The 15949-nt window shown below is 61.3% G+C and carries 12 protein-coding genes; 8 read left to right on the forward strand and 4 right to left on the reverse strand.

Annotated elements, in window-relative coordinates; all coding sequences use genetic code 11:
* Window positions 1–2: 2 nt before the first annotated feature.
* The 6 genes from ACA047_RS23600 to ACA047_RS23625 all read left to right on the forward strand — a co-directional run bounded on the left by ACA047_RS23600 (window position 3) and on the right by ACA047_RS23625 (window position 9271).
* The gene (locus ACA047_RS23600; protein ID WP_497353472.1) at window positions 3–2732 is read left to right on the forward strand and encodes an RHS repeat-associated core domain-containing protein; all 2730 of its coding nucleotides are present in this window, start codon (window positions 3–5) and stop codon (window positions 2730–2732) included.
* A 135-nt stretch (window positions 2733–2867) separates the two neighbouring features.
* The gene (locus tag ACA047_RS23605) at window positions 2868–4634 is read left to right on the forward strand and encodes a sensor histidine kinase (protein WP_497353474.1); all 1767 of its coding nucleotides are present in this window, start codon (window positions 2868–2870) and stop codon (window positions 4632–4634) included.
* Window positions 4627–5967: a sigma-54-dependent transcriptional regulator gene (locus ACA047_RS23610; protein WP_497353476.1), complete on the forward strand. Its 1341-nt coding sequence runs from the start codon at window positions 4627–4629 to the stop codon at window positions 5965–5967. Before ACA047_RS23605 ends, ACA047_RS23610 begins: the two co-directional genes overlap by 8 nt.
* 309 nt (window positions 5968–6276) lie before the next feature.
* Complete coding sequence (locus ACA047_RS23615) at window positions 6277–7596, forward strand: MFS transporter (RefSeq protein ID WP_497353478.1); 1320 nt, start codon at window positions 6277–6279, stop codon at window positions 7594–7596.
* A 446-nt stretch (window positions 7597–8042) separates the two neighbouring features.
* Window positions 8043–8453, forward strand: coding sequence for a heme utilization protein (locus ACA047_RS23620; protein ID WP_497353480.1), 411 nt, complete (start codon window positions 8043–8045; stop codon window positions 8451–8453).
* 197 nt (window positions 8454–8650) lie between these two features.
* A complete protein-coding gene (locus ACA047_RS23625) occupies window positions 8651–9271 on the forward strand; it encodes a flavin reductase family protein (protein WP_497353482.1) in 621 nt (206 codons plus the stop codon).
* Window positions 9272–9336: 65 nt separating this feature from the next.
* On the opposite strand, the gene ACA047_RS23630 is transcribed toward ACA047_RS23625, so the two are convergent.
* Entirely contained in the window at window positions 9337–9582 is a 246-nt protein-coding gene (locus ACA047_RS23630; protein WP_497353484.1) for a hypothetical protein, read from the reverse strand.
* A 42-nt stretch (window positions 9583–9624) separates the two neighbouring features.
* Window positions 9625–9978 (reverse strand): putative quinol monooxygenase, encoded by a 354-nt coding sequence (locus ACA047_RS23635; RefSeq protein WP_497353486.1) that lies wholly within the window; start codon window positions 9976–9978, stop codon window positions 9625–9627.
* Between the two features lie 329 nt (window positions 9979–10307).
* Between ACA047_RS23635 and ACA047_RS23640 the strand changes: the two genes are divergently transcribed.
* Window positions 10308–11237 (forward strand): AraC family transcriptional regulator, encoded by a 930-nt coding sequence (locus ACA047_RS23640; protein WP_497353488.1) that lies wholly within the window; start codon window positions 10308–10310, stop codon window positions 11235–11237.
* A 37-nt stretch (window positions 11238–11274) separates the two neighbouring features.
* On the opposite strand, the gene ACA047_RS23645 is transcribed toward ACA047_RS23640, so the two are convergent.
* Entirely contained in the window at window positions 11275–12294 is a 1020-nt protein-coding gene (locus ACA047_RS23645) for an alpha/beta fold hydrolase (protein WP_497353490.1), read from the reverse strand.
* A gap of 306 nt (window positions 12295–12600) precedes the next feature.
* Complete coding sequence (metE, locus tag ACA047_RS23650) at window positions 12601–14913, reverse strand: 5-methyltetrahydropteroyltriglutamate--homocysteine S-methyltransferase (protein WP_497353492.1); 2313 nt, start codon at window positions 14911–14913, stop codon at window positions 12601–12603.
* A 108-nt stretch (window positions 14914–15021) separates the two neighbouring features.
* Here metE and metR point away from each other — a divergent pair, with 108 nt between their 5' ends.
* The gene (gene metR, locus ACA047_RS23655) at window positions 15022–15939 is read left to right on the forward strand and encodes a transcriptional regulator MetR (protein WP_058546066.1); all 918 of its coding nucleotides are present in this window, start codon (window positions 15022–15024) and stop codon (window positions 15937–15939) included.
* Window positions 15940–15949: the final 10 nt, after the last annotated feature.

The following is a 15949-nucleotide window of genomic DNA, read 5'->3' on the forward strand; positions in this document are numbered from 1 at the left end:
AAGTGAGCAGCCCGGTTCACAGGAATACGCCAAGCCTGGCAGTGTTCGACGGACGAGCAGGCCCCGTCCGGCGCGTGGACTACTTGCGCAGCCAGGCCTCGGCCTCCGCCGAGGCGCTGATTTCCCGGCAACGCCACAACATCATCGGCCACATCACCGAGCAATGGGACCCACGCCTTTTCGGCCACGCCCCCAAACCCAACCAGACCACCCTCTACAATCTCAGCGGGAGCCCGTTGCATACCGACAGCGTCGACGCCGGATGGCGCCTGGCGTTGCCGGGACTGGCGGGTGAAACCCTGCAGCGTTGGGATGAGCGCGGCAATCATTGGCGTGTGGCCTACGACCCTCAACTGCGCCCGGTGGCCCTGGAGGAGAACGGCCAGGTCGGAGTCGACACCTTCACCTACGCTGACGCCACGGCCGATGCCGTTCACAACCTGCGCGGCCAGTTGTTGGAGCAGGTCGATCCCTCGGGCGCTCTGCACTTCGACAGTTATGGCCTGTTGGGCGAACCGCTGCGCCAGATGCGCGTTTTTACCAGCGGCCCTTCCTACACCACCGGGCAAACCTTCGACGCTCTCGGTACGCCCGTGAGCCAAACTGACGCCGGCGGCCACCGGCAATACTTTCGTCGGGACATCGCCGGGCAGCTCAAACAGGTGGACCTGCAACTCAGGGGACACACCACACCCCAGCCGATTCTGCTGGATGCCCATTACAACGCGGCCGGTCAGATCGAACGGCAGGATGCCGCCAACGGCGTGATCAGCCGCTGGACCTATGACCCGACCAATGATCGGCTGAGCACACTCAAAGCAGGCAAACCTGGCGACGACCTGCGTCAGCACCTGGCGTATTTCTACGACCCCATGGGCAACGTGCTGCGCATTGAAGACCAGACGCTGACCACTTTGTACTTTGCCAACCAGCGCGTGGACGGTCATCGCGACTTCACCTACGACTCGCTCTACCGCTTGATCAGCGCCAGCGGCTTCGAAGGTGCTACACCGCACCTGCAACCCGGTTTACCGACACCAATAGTCCCCATCGACCCCAGCCATCGCTTCAACTACACCCAATTTTTTGACTACGACAACGGCAACAACCTGACCCAACTGCGGCATGTTCGCGCCGGCAACAATTACACGCAGACGCTACGTGTCGACCCCCACAGCAACCGCGGCGTGCGCTGGGCGGATGGCGACCCGGAACCAATTTTCGACGCGCTGTTCGATGCCCACGGCAACCAGCTGTATTTGCAACGCGGTGCACAGCCACTGGTGTGGAATGCCCGGAACCAGCTCAGCAAAGTCACGCTCCTCAAACGCAATAATGACTTGGCCGAGGATGATGAAACCTACCTTTACAGCCGGGGCGAGCGGGTCATCAAGACCCACACCACACTAAGCACTTTACGCGAAACGCACTACTTGCCGGGCCTTGAGCTCCGCACGAGCAGCACCGGCGAAGAACTGCACATAATCAGTTGTGCATTGGCCTACGGCCGTGTCCGTTGCCTGCACTGGGAAGCCGGCCAACCGGGCGGCATCGAAGCCGACCAACTGCGCTACAACCTCGACGATCACCTGGGCTCCAGCACCCTGGAACTGGACCGCCACGGCGATTTGATCAGCCTCGAGCATTACTACCCCTTCGGCGGCACCGCCTGGCAGGCCGCCCGTTCAAGCATTGAAGTCGACTACAAGACCCTGCGATATTCAGGCAAGGAAATGGATACCAGCGGGCTGTATTACTACGGTGCGCGCTACTACGCGCCGTGGTTGCAGCGTTGGGTCAGCGCAGACCCGGCGGGGGATGTGGATGGGCTGAACAGGTATGCGTTCGTGGGAAACAATCCGGTCAATTTCATTGATGAACAAGGCGCAATAAAAGTGCTGCCCCCTACGGCACCGGCACAAACTACAATTCAAATGAGCCCGTCACTCTCACGGGTAAGTTCAATCGACAGTGGCATCGTGGGCAGCATTGACTCATCTGCACAACAGTCACCTCCGACTCCTCCCCCAATGCCGCCCAAGCCCGATGAGACGTGGCAAGCATGGACCAAGCGAATGGCTTTGGCAGCGGTCGACTCCAGAGTCGGGTTAGCATTGCTTCCGGTCGGCACATCAAGCCCCGCCAATGCGGCAATCGTTTCAACGGTGCTCAGTGCCGTCGCGCAAGTGACGGTGTACGGCACTATGTTTAATCCCGCCTGGTCAATTGCCAGCACTTGGGACCCGGAGGGCGATGGCTTAACCCCACCCAGCGAAGTTACGCAAAGGGTCAACCGCAGGTACGCCATGGCGGTCACCGCAATAACCGCCGCAACAGCATTGGCCGGCGCCATACTAGGCCCTGTGGTAGGAGGCTATGTCGACGAGCTAAGGGGGACAAAGGGCAAGACCGAGAGAAAAACCCAGGCCGGCAAGTGGATAGATACCATCGACGCGTTGATTGCGGATCAACGCCTACAAGAAGACGTGACAGAAAAGGCGCAGAACTCACTGCGTGAACAGGTGATGGAAGTCGAAGAGTTGATTGGTATTACCTGGCGAACAATGGGCATGCTTGAGAAAATCACCCGACTGAGGCCAGCAAGCCACAGCACGAGCGGAGCGTTGGCGCGGCAAGCCTCTGTCGATTCTCAAGCGTCCAATGGCAGCCGCGTCATGCAAAGAGGCTCACGGAGTCGGACTGCGATACGCAATGCCTCCACGCGGCTCTGAACCTTCGAATGCAGGGAAAGCGGAGCCGGAAAATGATACCTGTCAGTTGATTGGCATCGTCCTGGCTCCCCCTTGTCGTTCCCCTTGGGCTACATGCTATGGTGCGACCTCCGACTTCTACCGGTTTGCGCCTGCATGCTGCCGACTCCCCGAACCTTGCGCCTGTTCCTTGCCATCACTCTGATCCTTGTTGGCGCCGCCCTTGCCGCCACCCTGGCCGTGCGCCACGCCGAACGCCAGGCCCTGGAGGAAGACGCGAACCGTGCCAACCAGCAACTGGCGTTGTACGCCAATTCGTTGCAGACCTTGATCGAACGCTACCGCGCTTTGCCCGCCGTTTTGGCGCTGGACCCGGAGTTGCGCGCGGCCCTCAAGGGGCCGGTCAGTGCGGAGCAGCAGGATGGGTTGAATCGCAAACTGGAACAGATCAACGGCGCCGCACAGTCTTCCACGTTGGAGCTGCTCGACCACACCGGCCTGGCCGTGGCGGCCAGCAACTGGCGGCTGCCCAGCAGTTATGTCGGGCACAACTATGGTTTTCGTCCGTATTTCCTCCAGACCCGCACCCAGGGCACCGGGCGGTTTTATGCGGTGGGCGTGACCAGCGGCATCCCGGGTTACTTCCTCTCCAGCGCAGTGACCGGCGACAACGGCGAGTTTCTTGGCGCGATGGTGGTGAAGCTGGAGTTTCCGGAGCTTGAGCGCGAATGGCGCCTGGGCAGCGACACCCTGCTGGTCAGCGATGCCAAAGGGATCATCTTCATCGCCAACCGACCGGGCTGGCGCTATCGCCACTTGCAACCGCTGGCCGACAGCGACCGCGCCGAACTCAAGGCTACTCGCCAATACGACAAGCAGCCGTTGCAACCCCTGGCCTATGAACCGCTGCGGCGCTTTGACGACAACAGTCATCTGGCCCGGGTCGAGGCCCCCGAGGGTCCGGCGGATTACCTGTGGGAATCCCTGCCCTTGAGCGCCGAAGGCTGGACGCTGCACCTGCTGCGCCAGCCGCAGATCGCCTTCGAAGACCGGCGCAACGCCGGGATCGCCGCCGCCGGGCTATGGCTGGCGCTGGTGTTCCTGCTGCTGTTTCTTAACCAACGCTGGCGCTTGGCGAAACTGCGCCAGCGCAGCCGCGAAGAACTCGAACGGTTGGTGGAAGAACGCACCCGGGACTTGCGCACGGCCCAGGACGGCCTGGTGCAGTCGGCCAAGCTCGCGGCCCTGGGGCAGATGTCGGCGGCCCTGGCCCATGAAATCAACCAACCGCTGACCGCCCAGCGCATGCAATTGGCAACGTTGCGCCTGCTGCTGGATCACGGCCGGGTCGACGATGCCTACAAGGCCCTAAAACCGGTGGACGACATGCTGACGCGCATGGCCGCCCTCACCGGGCACCTGAAAACCTTCGCCCGCAAAAGCCCCAGCGGCCTGCGCGAACGCCTGGACCTGGCGGCGGTGGTGGACCAGGCATTGCAACTGCTGGACACCCGCCTGCGCGACGAACAGGTCAGCACCGTGCTGCACCTGACCCGCCCGGCGTGGGTGCGTGGCGATGCGATCCGCCTCGAACAGGTGTTGATCAACCTGCTGCGCAATGCCCTCGACGCCATGGCCGGCCAGCCCCTCAAACGCCTGGAAGTTCGCCTGGAAGCCGATGATCAATTGTGGCGCTTGACGGTCAGTGACAGCGGCAGCGGGATCGCCGAAGAACACCTGGCCCAGGTGTTCGATCCGTTCTTCACCACCAAGGCGGTGGGCGATGGCCTGGGCCTGGGGCTGGCGGTTTCGTTTGCAATCATTCACGAATCCGGCGGGCGGCTGACGGCGGAGAACCATGAGAACGGCGCGGTGTTCTGCGTGACCTTGCCCATCGATCAGGAGGCGCAGTTGCATGCTTAGCCATTCCCCACTGAACAAGGTCATCATCGTCGATGACGAAGGCAGCATCCGCAGCGCCGTCGAGCAATGGCTGAGCCTGTCGGGGTTCGACGTGCAACTGTTCAGCCGCGCTGAAGAATGCCTGGCGCAGCTGCCGGGGCATTTTCCCGGCGTGATTCTCAGCGATGTGCGCATGCCCGGGCTCAGTGGCCTGGAGCTGTTGGCCGAAGTGCGGCGGCGCGACCCGGACCTGCCGGTGATTCTGTTGACCGGCCATGGCGACGTGCCGATGGCCGTGGAAGCCATGCGCGACGGCGCCTATGACTTTCTGGAAAAACCCTTCAGCCCCGAAGCCCTGCTCGGCAGCCTGCGCCGGGCCTTGGACAAGCGTTCCCTGGTGCTGGAGAACCGTCGCTTGCATGAACAGGCCGACGCCAAGGCCCGGCTCGACGGGACGCTGCTGGGGGTTTCGCGCGCGCTGCAAAACCTGCGGCGCCAGGTGCTGGACCTGGCAACACTGCCGGTCAACGTGTTGATCCGTGGCGAAACCGGCAGCGGCAAAGAACTGGTCGCCCGTTGCCTGCACGACTTCGGCCCAAGGGCGAACAAGCCTTTCGTGGCGTTGAACTGCGCGGCCATTCCCGAACCGCTGTTCGAGGCGGAACTGTTCGGCCATGAAAGCGGCGCCTTCACCGGCGCCCAGGGCAAGCGCATCGGCAAACTCGAATACGCCGACGGCGGCACGCTGTTTCTCGATGAAATCGAAAGCATGCCCCTGGCCCAGCAGGTCAAGCTGCTGCGGGTGTTGCAGGAGCAGAAACTTGAACGCCTGGGTTCCAACCAGAGCATCAACGTGGACCTGCGCATCATCGCCGCCACCAAGCCCGACCTGCTGGACGAAGCCCGGGCCGGGCGTTTTCGCGAAGACCTGGCCTATCGCCTGAACGTTGCCGAGCTGCGCCTACCGCCACTGCGTGAACGGCGCGAGGACATTCCACTGCTGTTCGAACACTTCACCCACAGCGCCGCCGAACGCTTGGGCCGCCCCGCCGCGCCCCTGAGCGGCCCGCAATTGAGCCATCTGCTCAGCCACAACTGGCCGGGCAACGTGCGTGAACTGGCCAACGTCGCCGAACGCCAGGTGCTGGGGCTCGATCAACCGCATGCCCTGGATACGGAGCCCGGCCAGTCCCTCGCCGCTCAGCAGGAAGCCTTCGAAGCCCAGTGCCTGCGCGCCGCCCTGACGCGACACAGAGGTGACGTGAAGGCGGTGCTCGAAGAGCTGCAACTGCCACGCCGCACCTTCAATGAAAAGCTGCAGCGGCATGGGTTGAGTCGGGAGATGTTTTTGTAGGACAGCTGAATTTTCTGTCCCTGTCCCGGCCTCATCGCGAGCAAGTTCGGCTCCCACAGGGGTTATGTGTACGCAGGTCAAAATGTGGGAGCTGAGCTTGCTCGCGATGAGGCCAGCCCAGATAACGCATTTCTCCACGGATAAGCGGATTCCCGCTCACCCCCGATTCAGAACAAGCGGCTTTCCGCTCACCCAACGCTGAAAACCCCTCTAAACCGGCCCTCCAGCACATGGCATAGCTCCTGCTATAGCCCTGTCAGGCTGCGTTCACACGCGCTCCACAAAAACAATTAAATGAAGGATCCTTCAATGGATAACTCCAACGCCCTGCCCCTTGGGTTGACTGTCGCGCCCGCCCGTAAAAGAACCACCGCCAGCCGGATCAAATCGATTTTCAGCGGTTCGGTCGGCAACATGGTCGAGTGGTATGACTGGTACGTCTACGCCGCTTTCTCGTTGTACTTCGCCAAAGTCTTTTTCCCCAAGGGCGACACCACCGCCCAGTTGCTCAACACCGCCGCGATCTTCGCCGTGGGCTTTTTGATGCGACCGATCGGTGGCTGGCTGATGGGCCTGTACGCTGACCGCGCCGGTCGCAAGGCGGCGTTGATGGCCTCGGTGCTGCTGATGTGCTTTGGCTCGCTGATCATCGCCCTGAGCCCCGGCTACGAAACCATCGGCGTCGGCGCCCCGATCCTGCTGGTGTTTGCCCGCTTGCTTCAAGGCCTGTCGGTAGGCGGCGAGTACGGCACGTCGGCGACCTACCTGAGCGAGATGGCGACCAAGGAACGTCGCGGCTTCTTCTCCAGCTTCCAGTACGTGACCCTGATCTCGGGCCAGCTCATCGCCCTCGGCGTGCTGATCGTGCTGCAACAATTCCTCACCACCGAACAGCTGTATGCCTGGGGCTGGCGCATTCCGTTCGCCATTGGCGCGCTGTGCGCAGTGGTAGCGCTGTACCTGCGTCGCGGCATGGAAGAAACCGAGTCGTTCACCAAGAAAGAAAAGTCCAAGGAAAGCGCCATGCGCACCTTGATGCGTCACCCCAAAGAGCTGATGACGGTGGTCGGCCTGACCATGGGCGGCACCCTGGCGTTCTACACCTACACCACCTACATGCAGAAATACCTGGTGAACACCGTCGGCATGAGCATCTCCGACTCCACCACCATTTCCGCCGCCACGCTGTTCCTGTTCATGTGCCTGCAACCGGTGATCGGCAGTCTGTCGGACAAGGTCGGTCGCCGGCCAATCCTGATTGCCTTCGGCATCCTGGGAACGCTGTGCACCGTGCCGATCCTCACCACCCTGCACACCATCCAGACCTGGTGGGGCGCGTTCTTCCTGATCATGGCCGCCCTGATCATCGTCAGCGGCTACACCTCGATCAACGCCGTGGTGAAAGCCGAACTGTTCCCTACCGAAATCCGCGCCTTGGGCGTCGGCCTGCCGTATGCCTTGACCGTATCGATCTTCGGCGGTACCGCTGAATACATCGCGCTGTGGTTCAAGAGCATCGGCATGGAAACCGGTTACTACTGGTACGTGACGGCGTGCATCGCCGTATCGCTTCTGGTCTACGTGACCATGAAAGACACCCGCAAGCATTCGCGGATCGTGACGGACTGACAGGGTTGGACCGTCACTGCAACGGTGACGGTGATGGCCCCTCGCGAGCAGGCTCGCTCCCACAGGATTTGCGCTGGACCTGTGGGAGCGACGGCGCGGCAATCATCACCCGTAAAATCCCCGCCAACACCGCCAACGACAATGCCAGTCTGCCCCACGGCCAGAAACCAAGCGCCGGGCGCCATACAGCGTGTATGAAAAAACTGTCACACAAGCCAAAACAGCGGTTAATCCTCGATTAATGCTGGCGCTGCACCCTGAACTCACCTGATCGATTACCTGCGCGACGTTCGCTCCCACTGGGAAGCGATTAAATGCGTCGCCCTTAACATCTACTTAATCGATTGTTTTTAGCATTATTTTGCACTTTTCAATCAATTTAGTTGGAGTAGCATGAAACCCATGCAAGACACACCACACCGCCAACGAAAACTGGAGTTACAACCATGAAAACCAAACTGATCCTCGCCCTGACCCTGTCCGTGCTGGCCGCCAACACCTTTGCCGCAGACGGCTTCAACCGCACCGGCTCGGCTGTTGCCGCCGATGGCTACGACCGCACCAGCACTGCCACCGTCGCCGCTGATGGCTTCAACCGCACTGGTTCCAACGCTGTCGCTGAAGATGGCTTCAACCGCACCGGCTCCAACGCTGTTGCTGAAGATGGCTTCAACCGCACCGGCTCCAACGCTGTTGCTGAAGATGGCTTCAACCGCACCGGCTCCAACGCTGTTGCTGAAGATGGCTTCAACCGCACCGGCTCCAACGCTGTTGCTGAAGATGGCTTCAACCGCACTGGCTCCAACGCTGTTGCTGAAGATGGCTTCGACCACACTGGCACTGCCGCCATCAGCTAATCCCCCACAAAGACACCCCTCACAGCCCGGCTTCGGCCGGGCTTAGTTATTTCTGGGTCATGGAAAAGAAGGCAGACACAGGTTTCATCACCGCCCCAATCAATGTGGGAGCGGGTTCTACGGTGCTGACAAAAACAGCTAGCCCCTGCACTATCCTCAAATCCCGTTTCAATCCAAACCCAGGACCCTCACCAGCCATGCCCGACGATATCCACTACTACGAACCCGCCCAAGGCCATCGCCTGCCCCACGACCCGTTCAATGCCATCGTCGGCCCACGCCCTATCGGCTGGATTTCCTCCCACGACGCCGAAGGCCGCCTGAACCTGGCGCCCTATAGCTTCTTCAACGCCTTCAACTACACCCCACCGATCATCGGTTTCTCCAGCATCGGGCGCAAAGACAGCCTGAACAACATCGAACAGACCGGTGAGTTCGCCTGGAACCTGGCCACACGCCCGCTGGCCGAACAGATGAACCAGAGCTGCGCAATGGTCGCGCCACAGGTCAACGAGTTCGAACTGGCGGGTTTGACGCCAGCGGCGTCACGGGTGATCCAGGTGCCGCGAGTGGCCCAAAGCCCAGTGTCCTTCGAATGCAAGGTCACGCAGATCATTCAGTTGCAGCGGGCGGATAAGGCGTTGGTGCCGAGCTGGCTGATCCTCGGCGAAGTGGTCGCCGTGCATATCGCCAAGTGGCTATTGAAAGATGGGATCTACGACACCGTCGCCGCCGAGCCGATTCTGCGCGGCGGCGGGCCGGCGGATTATTTCCAGCTGGGGCCTGAGGCACTGTTCAAGATGCATCGCCCTCAATAATAGGTTGCACACCACACCCTGTGGCAAAGAGTTTACCTGTGGGAGCAAGCCTTGCTCCCACAGCGTTAATCTCGCAGCTTCCAGACCAGCCCGCCCTCATCGTCGACGCCCTTGAGACGGGTCAGTTCCTTTGCAGCCGCATCATCGGCGTCAGTGGCGGTTTTGAACGTCTGCTCTTCCAGCAATTTATTAAAGCGCGGCGCACCGGAGCCGCCGATGGCTTTGGTGGCGATGGCCGCGTAATAACCGCCGCCCTCCCGGGGAACGACTGCGGAAACAGCTTCAAAGGTTTCAAAGGCTTTACGTGCCATATCTGCGCATCCTGGCGATGGAAAATGACGGTCATTAAACCTTCATCCGGCCAGTTTGTGTACCTTCGCCAAACACCCTTCGGTCGCCTGCGCAGCGGACACGTCCCGGAAGGTATGGAAATCCAGGCTGCTCACCACCAGCTCCTGCACCAGCTCGGCGAAAATCCCCATGGCTGGGGAATTGAAGTAGGCGTCCATCGTCTGCTGATTGACCCAAAGCCCGGACACCAGCCACAAATCGGCGTCGCATTGCGAATGCTGCAAGGCAAAGTGCAGGCAACCGGGGGCTTGGCGCGAAGGCGCGATCAGGGTACTCAGGCGCGCGCCCAGTTGCTTGGAGCAAGCGGCACGGGCTCGCACAAAAGCCATGTGACTGACGGGGATCTGTGTAGTCATGTTCAACCCTCCCAGGTAATCCCGTTGTGCAGCCGGGGACGGGCTGCGACAGGATCCAAGGTTAAGCGTCGCGACGCCAGGTTCGTTAGTCGATTCCTGCCGACCCATTGCACAATCCTGCGCACAAGCGGGACAACGTCCGCGTTCGACCCGGCTGAATCCCCGGAAGATGAAACAAAAGGTTTCAAGCAAGTTTCGCCGACATTGCACTGTTGCAGCCCGGCACGCCGTGCAGGATCAGGCAAGCTTTCAACAGGATGTGGCTACCGCTGCGCCTTGCACAAACATAAGCTTTGTTCATCGATCCCCTATCACCCGAGGATTTCGGCATGGCGCCGCTCGATCACGTCCACGTCCCGCTGGACACTTATCTGGAACAACAGCGCACTGAACTGGCGTCGATCATCGACCGTAATACCAGCGAAGATGGCAACTATGCCACGGCCATCGGCTCACTGATTCTGTCGCGCCATAGCCAGCCTCATGGCCTCACAGCGGTGCTGGCACAACCGGCGCTGTGCATCATGGCCCAGGGCAACAAACAGGTGCGCCTGGCAGACGAACTGTTCAACTACGACCCGCTCAATTATTTGGTGGTCTCGGTCTCCATGCCGTTGAGCGGGTGCATCGCCAACGTTTCGCCCGAGCGTCCGACTCTGGCGCTGCGCCTGAACATCGACCCGGCGGAAATCACCGCACTGATCGCCGACGCCGGCCCACTGGGTGTACCGACCCGTCCCGCCGGTCGTGGCCTGTATGTCGAACGCCTGGACACACCGATGCTCGACGCCGTGCTGCGCCTGACGCGACTGTTGGACAGCCCGAAAGACATCGCCATGCTCGCGCCGCTGATACGCCGGGAGATTATGTACCGCCTACTGCGCAGTCCCCAGGGCTATCGGCTGTACGAAATTGCCATCGCCAACAGTCAGAGCCATCGCATCAGCCAGGCGATCAAATGGCTCAACAGCCATTTCGAACAGCCGTTGCGCATTGATGACCTGGCCCGGGAAGTGAACCTCAGTGTCTCGACCCTGCATCACCGCTTCAAGGCGATGACAGCCATGAGCCCGCTGCAATACCAGAAGCAACTGCGCTTGCAGGAAGCCCGTCGGCTGATGCTGGCCGAAGGCCTGGAGGCCTCGGCGGCGGGGTATCGGGTGGGTTATGAAAGCCCTTCGCAATTCAGCCGCGAGTACAGCCGGCTGTTCGGGGCGCCGCCGTTGCGGGACTTGGCGCGGTTGCGGTTGACGGTTTGATCAGGATTTTTAACGAACAGCATCCTTAGAAGCCTTTTCAGAGCAGGTTAGGCGCCGTTGTCGAATCGATCTGTGCCCAGTGCGACGTGTCTTCGCGGTGCTGTTGCAGATAGGGCAACACCGCCGCCAGCAACGGCGCCTTGAACGCATCCTGAAAGCGATGGGCCAGGCCCGGGATCAACTTCAATTGGCTGCCCTGGATGTGCGCGGCCAGATGCACACCATGCATGACCGGCAGCAACGGGTCAGCGGTGCCGTGAACGACGAGGGTCGGCACCCGCAGTTGATTGAGCAGCGTCACCCGGCTCGGCTCGGCCAGGATCGCCATGATCTGGCGCTTCACGCCTTCGGGGTTGAAGGCGCGGTCATAGGCCAGGGCGGCCTGATGCAACAGCATCTGGCGGTCATCGACCACCAGGGGACTTCCCAGGGCAGCCAACAGATCAGCCTGCTGTTCCAGTGCCATTTCGCGATTCGGCGCACTGCGTCGGGACAACAATTGCACCAGCGCTGCGCTGGGCGCCGGCAAGCCTTCGGCGCCGGAACTGGTCATGACCAACGTCAGGCTTTCGACCCGCTGCGGAGCCATGGCCGCTATGTGCTGGGCAATCATCCCGCCCATGCTCACCCCCAATACATGGAAGTTTTGCACCTGCAACGCGTCCATCAGCCCCAGCCCGTCTTCGGCCATGTCGGTCAAGGTATAAGGCGCGGCCACGGGCAAGCCGAGTTTGTAGCGCAAGGCTTCAAAGGTCAGGTTGGCGCTGCCCGGTGCCTGGCGCCAAGAAGACAAGCCCACGTCCCGGTTGTCGTAGCGGATCACCCGAAAGCCTTGCTCGCACAGGGCAACCACCACTTCGTCCGGCCAATGGATCAACTGCCCCCCTAACCCCATCACCAACAGCAACGCCGGATCGGAGGCGCGACCAATGCTCTGGTACGCCAGGCTTACCTGATCCAGATCGACCCGTTGGGTCGCAACATTGACATCACAGCGAGAAGCCGCAAACGACGGCAGGCCGAATAACAACGCGGCCAGAAAAATAAATACACGCATGAAGAAACACCAAAACGCAGAACCCCAGTAGAGCGCGAGTCTGATGAAGTTTGTTCAAGCGCGCTGCCACAGTTACGTGACAGTTTGATGAAGATTGCCGAGTGGTTGCCGTGCCAGCCTAAAACCAACGACAAACGCCATTCCTGTGGCGAGGGAGCTTGCTCCCGCTGGGCTGCGCAGCAGCCCCAAAACTTCAAGCCTTGATCAAATTCAGAGGATAAAGACTCTTGGGACCGCTTCGCGCTCCAGCGCGAGCAAGCTCCCTCGCCACAGGTGCGGTGTTCGTCTACAAAAACACCCGGCTCTTCAAGCCAACTGACTACGCAACTGCCGCGCCGCCGCCACCATGTTCACCAGCGCCGCTTCAGTCTCCGGCCACGCCCGGGTTTTCAGCCCGCAATCGGGGTTGACCCACAGCCGCTCGGCGGGAATCCGCTTCACCGCTTTGCTCAGCAACGCGACCATCTCGGCTGTGTCCGGCACCCGTGGCGAGTGGATGTCGTAGACACCCGGGCCAATATCGTTCGGGTAGTCGAACGCTTCGAACGCCTCCAGCAACTCCATGTCCGAACGCGAGGTTTCGATAGTGATGACGTCGGCGTCCATGGCCGCGATGGCCTGGATCACATCGTTGAATTCGCTGTAGCACATGTGGGTGTGGATCTGGGTTTCGTCGCCCACCCCAGACGCGCTCAAGCGGAACGCTTGCACCGCCCAATCCAGATATTCCTGCCATTGCGCACGACGCAGCGGCAACCCTTCGCGAAACGCAGCCTCGTCGATCTGCACGATCTTGATTCCGGCTTTTTCCAGATCCACCACTTCGTCACGCAGGGCCAGGGCCAGTTGCTGTGCCTGAACCTGGCGCGACACGTCTTCACGGGGGAACGACCACATCAGCATGGTCACAGGGCCGGTGAGCATGCCTTTCATGACCTTGTCAGTCAGGCTTTGCGCGTAACGAATCCAGTGGACGGTCATGGCCTTCGGCCGGCTGATGTCACCGTAGATGATCGCCGGTTTCACGCACCGCGAACCGTAGCTCTGGACCCAGCCGAAACGGGTGAAGGCGTAGCCGTCCAGTTGCTCGGCGAAGTATTCCACCATGTCGTTGCGCTCGGCTTCACCATGGACCAGCACATCCAGGCCCAGGCGCTCCTGGATCTGCACGGCATGGCGAATTTCGGTGTGCATGGCGTCCTGATAGTCATTGGTCGACAGCTTGCCTTGCTTGTAGGCCTGGCGCGCCAGGCGAATCGCCGGGGTCTGCGGGAAGGAGCCAATAGAGGTGGTGGGAAAGGCCGGTAATTTCAGCCGCGCACGTTGTTGTTCGATACGCCGGGCAAAAGGCGAGCGTCGCTGGCTGTCCTGGGGCCCGATTGCCGCCAGGCGGGCCTGGACCTCGGGTTTGTGAATGCGCGATGAACCGGCGCGACGGGCCTGCACTTCACGGCTTTCGGCCAAGGCTCGCTGCACACCGGGGGCCTGCGGATCGTTGAGTGCATCGCGCAACACCGCCACTTCACCGCACTTTTGCACGGCGAAGGCCAGCCAGCTCTTGAGTTCGGGGTCGAGGCGGTCTTCACGCTCCAGGTCCACCGGGCTGTGCAGCAACGAGCAAGAGGTACTGACCCAGAGGTTGTCGCCGAAACGTTCCTGGGCGGGTTGCAACTGTGCCAGCGCCTGCTCCAATTCGCAGCGCCAGACGTTGCGACCATTGACCAGGCCTACCGACAGAATCTTGTAGGTTGGCAGGCGATCCAGCACCTGGCCCAGTTGCTCCGGCGCACGCACCGCGTCGATGTGCAGGCCGTCCACCGGCAGGCTCACCGCCAGGCCGAGGTTGTCTTGCAGGCCACTGAAGTAGGTCGCCACCAGTTTTTTCAGCGGCGAATACTGGAGGATGTGATAAGCCCGCTCGAACGCGCTTTTCCAAGCCAGTGGCAGGTCGAGGGTGAGGATCGGTTCATCGATCTGCACCCACTCCACGCCCTGGGTCTTGAGGCGATTGAGGATTTCACCGTAGATCGGCAGCAGGCGCTCCAGCAGGTCGAGCTTGTCGAAATCGTCGCCCTTGGCCTTGCCCAGCCACAGATAAGTCAGCGGGCCGATGATCACCGGTTTGACCTGATGCCCCAGGGCATGGGCCTCGTCCACTTCGTCGAACAGTTGTTCCCAGCTCAGGGCGAAGGTCTGATCGGCGCAAAACTCCGGGACCAGGTAGTGATAGTTGGTGTCGAACCACTTGGTCAGTTCTTGAGCGTGTTGGACCTGGCCGTGATCGGCATTGCAACAGGCAACGGTGGCGCCACGGGCCATGGCGAACAAAGTGTCGAGGGTCGGCCGGCCCTGGGGGCTCAAAGTGCTGTGGAATCGCTCCGGGACGACGCCCAGGGTCAAGGAGTGGCTGAGCACTTGGTCGTACCAGGCAAAGTCACCGACGGGCAGCAGGTCGATGCCGGCGTCTTTCTGCAGTTGCCAGTGCCGGGCCCGCAGCTCACGGCCTACCGCTTGCAGTGCGACCGAGGTCAGGTCGCCCTTCCAGTAGGCTTCGAGGGCTTTTTTCAGTTCGCGATCAGCGCCGATGCGTGGAAAACCAAGGGTGTGGGCCAGAGCCATGGTGTGTGTCCTCCTATAAAGATGGCGCCATTGTCGACAGTTCGACCTACATGAGACAAACTCAACCTTTTCGTGTTGATCACAAGTTTTCCTCATGGAGCCACCCCGGTGCTTGAACTCCGTCACCTCAAGACCTTGCATGCCCTGCGCGAAGCCGACAGCCTGGTCGAAGCCGCCGAACGCCTGCACCTGACCCAGTCCGCCCTCTCCCACCAGTTCAAGGAATTGGAGGAGCGCCTGGGGATGCAATTGTTCGTGCGCAAGACCAAACCGGTCCGGTTCACCAGCGCCGGCCTGCGCTTGCTGCAACTGGCCGATGCCGCCCTGCCGTTACTGCGCGGCGCCGAACGGGACATTGCGCGCCTGGCCGGCGGCACCGCCGGGCGTTTGCACATGGCTATCGAATGCCACAGTTGCTTTCAGTGGCTGATGCCGACCATCGACCAGTTCCGCGACGCCTGGCCGGAAGTCGAACTGGACCTGGCCTCGGGCTTCGCCTTTGCCCCGTTGCCGGCCCTGGCCCGCGGCGACCTGGACCTGGTGGTGACCTCCGACCCGCTGGAACTGGCCGGCATCACTTACGTGCCGCTGTTCACCTACGAAGCGATGCTCGCCGTAGCCAACCAGCATCGACTGGCGGGCAAGCCCTACATCGTGCCTGAAGACCTGATCAGCGAAACCCTGATCACCTATCCGGTGGAGCGCGATCGCCTGGACATCTTCACCCGCTTCCTGGAACCGGCCGACATCGAACCGGCCCAGGTGCGCACGTCCGAGCTGACGGTGATGATGATGCAACTGGTGGCCAGCGGCCGAGGCGTGTGCGGCATGCCCCACTGGGCGCTGCATGAATACAGCTCGCGGGGCTATGTGAAGGCCAAGCGGCTGGGGGAGAAAGGCCTGTTCGCCACGCTGTACGCCGCGGTTCGGACCGACATGCTCGACGCACCGTACATGCGCGACTTTCTGTTGACGGCCAAGGACACGTCGTTCTCCACACTCGACGGTGTCAGTGCCGTGCGCTGACACCGAGTCG

The sequence above is a fragment of the Pseudomonas sp. LBUM1664 genome (assembly GCF_059695895.1).

Bases quoted from the DNA above. Each gene is read 5' to 3' on its own strand.
- ACA047_RS23605 (WP_497353474.1), top strand. From the start codon at position 2,868: ATGCTGCCGACTCCCCGAACCTTGCGCCTGTTCCTTGCCATCACTCTG.
- ACA047_RS23610 (WP_497353476.1), top strand. From the start codon at position 4,627: ATGCTTAGCCATTCCCCACTGAACAAGGTCATCATCGTCGATGACGAA.
- ACA047_RS23615 (WP_497353478.1), top strand. From the start codon at position 6,277: ATGGATAACTCCAACGCCCTGCCCCTTGGGTTGACTGTCGCGCCCGCC.
- ACA047_RS23620 (WP_497353480.1), top strand. From the start codon at position 8,043: ATGAAAACCAAACTGATCCTCGCCCTGACCCTGTCCGTGCTGGCCGCC.
- ACA047_RS23625 (WP_497353482.1), top strand. From the start codon at position 8,651: ATGCCCGACGATATCCACTACTACGAACCCGCCCAAGGCCATCGCCTG.
- ACA047_RS23630 (WP_497353484.1), bottom strand. From the start codon at position 9,582: ATGGCACGTAAAGCCTTTGAAACCTTTGAAGCTGTTTCCGCAGTCGTT.
- ACA047_RS23635 (WP_497353486.1), bottom strand. From the start codon at position 9,978: ATGACTACACAGATCCCCGTCAGTCACATGGCTTTTGTGCGAGCCCGT.
- ACA047_RS23640 (WP_497353488.1), top strand. From the start codon at position 10,308: ATGGCGCCGCTCGATCACGTCCACGTCCCGCTGGACACTTATCTGGAA.
- ACA047_RS23645 (WP_497353490.1), bottom strand. From the start codon at position 12,294: ATGCGTGTATTTATTTTTCTGGCCGCGTTGTTATTCGGCCTGCCGTCG.
- metE (WP_497353492.1), bottom strand. From the start codon at position 14,913: ATGGCTCTGGCCCACACCCTTGGTTTTCCACGCATCGGCGCTGATCGC.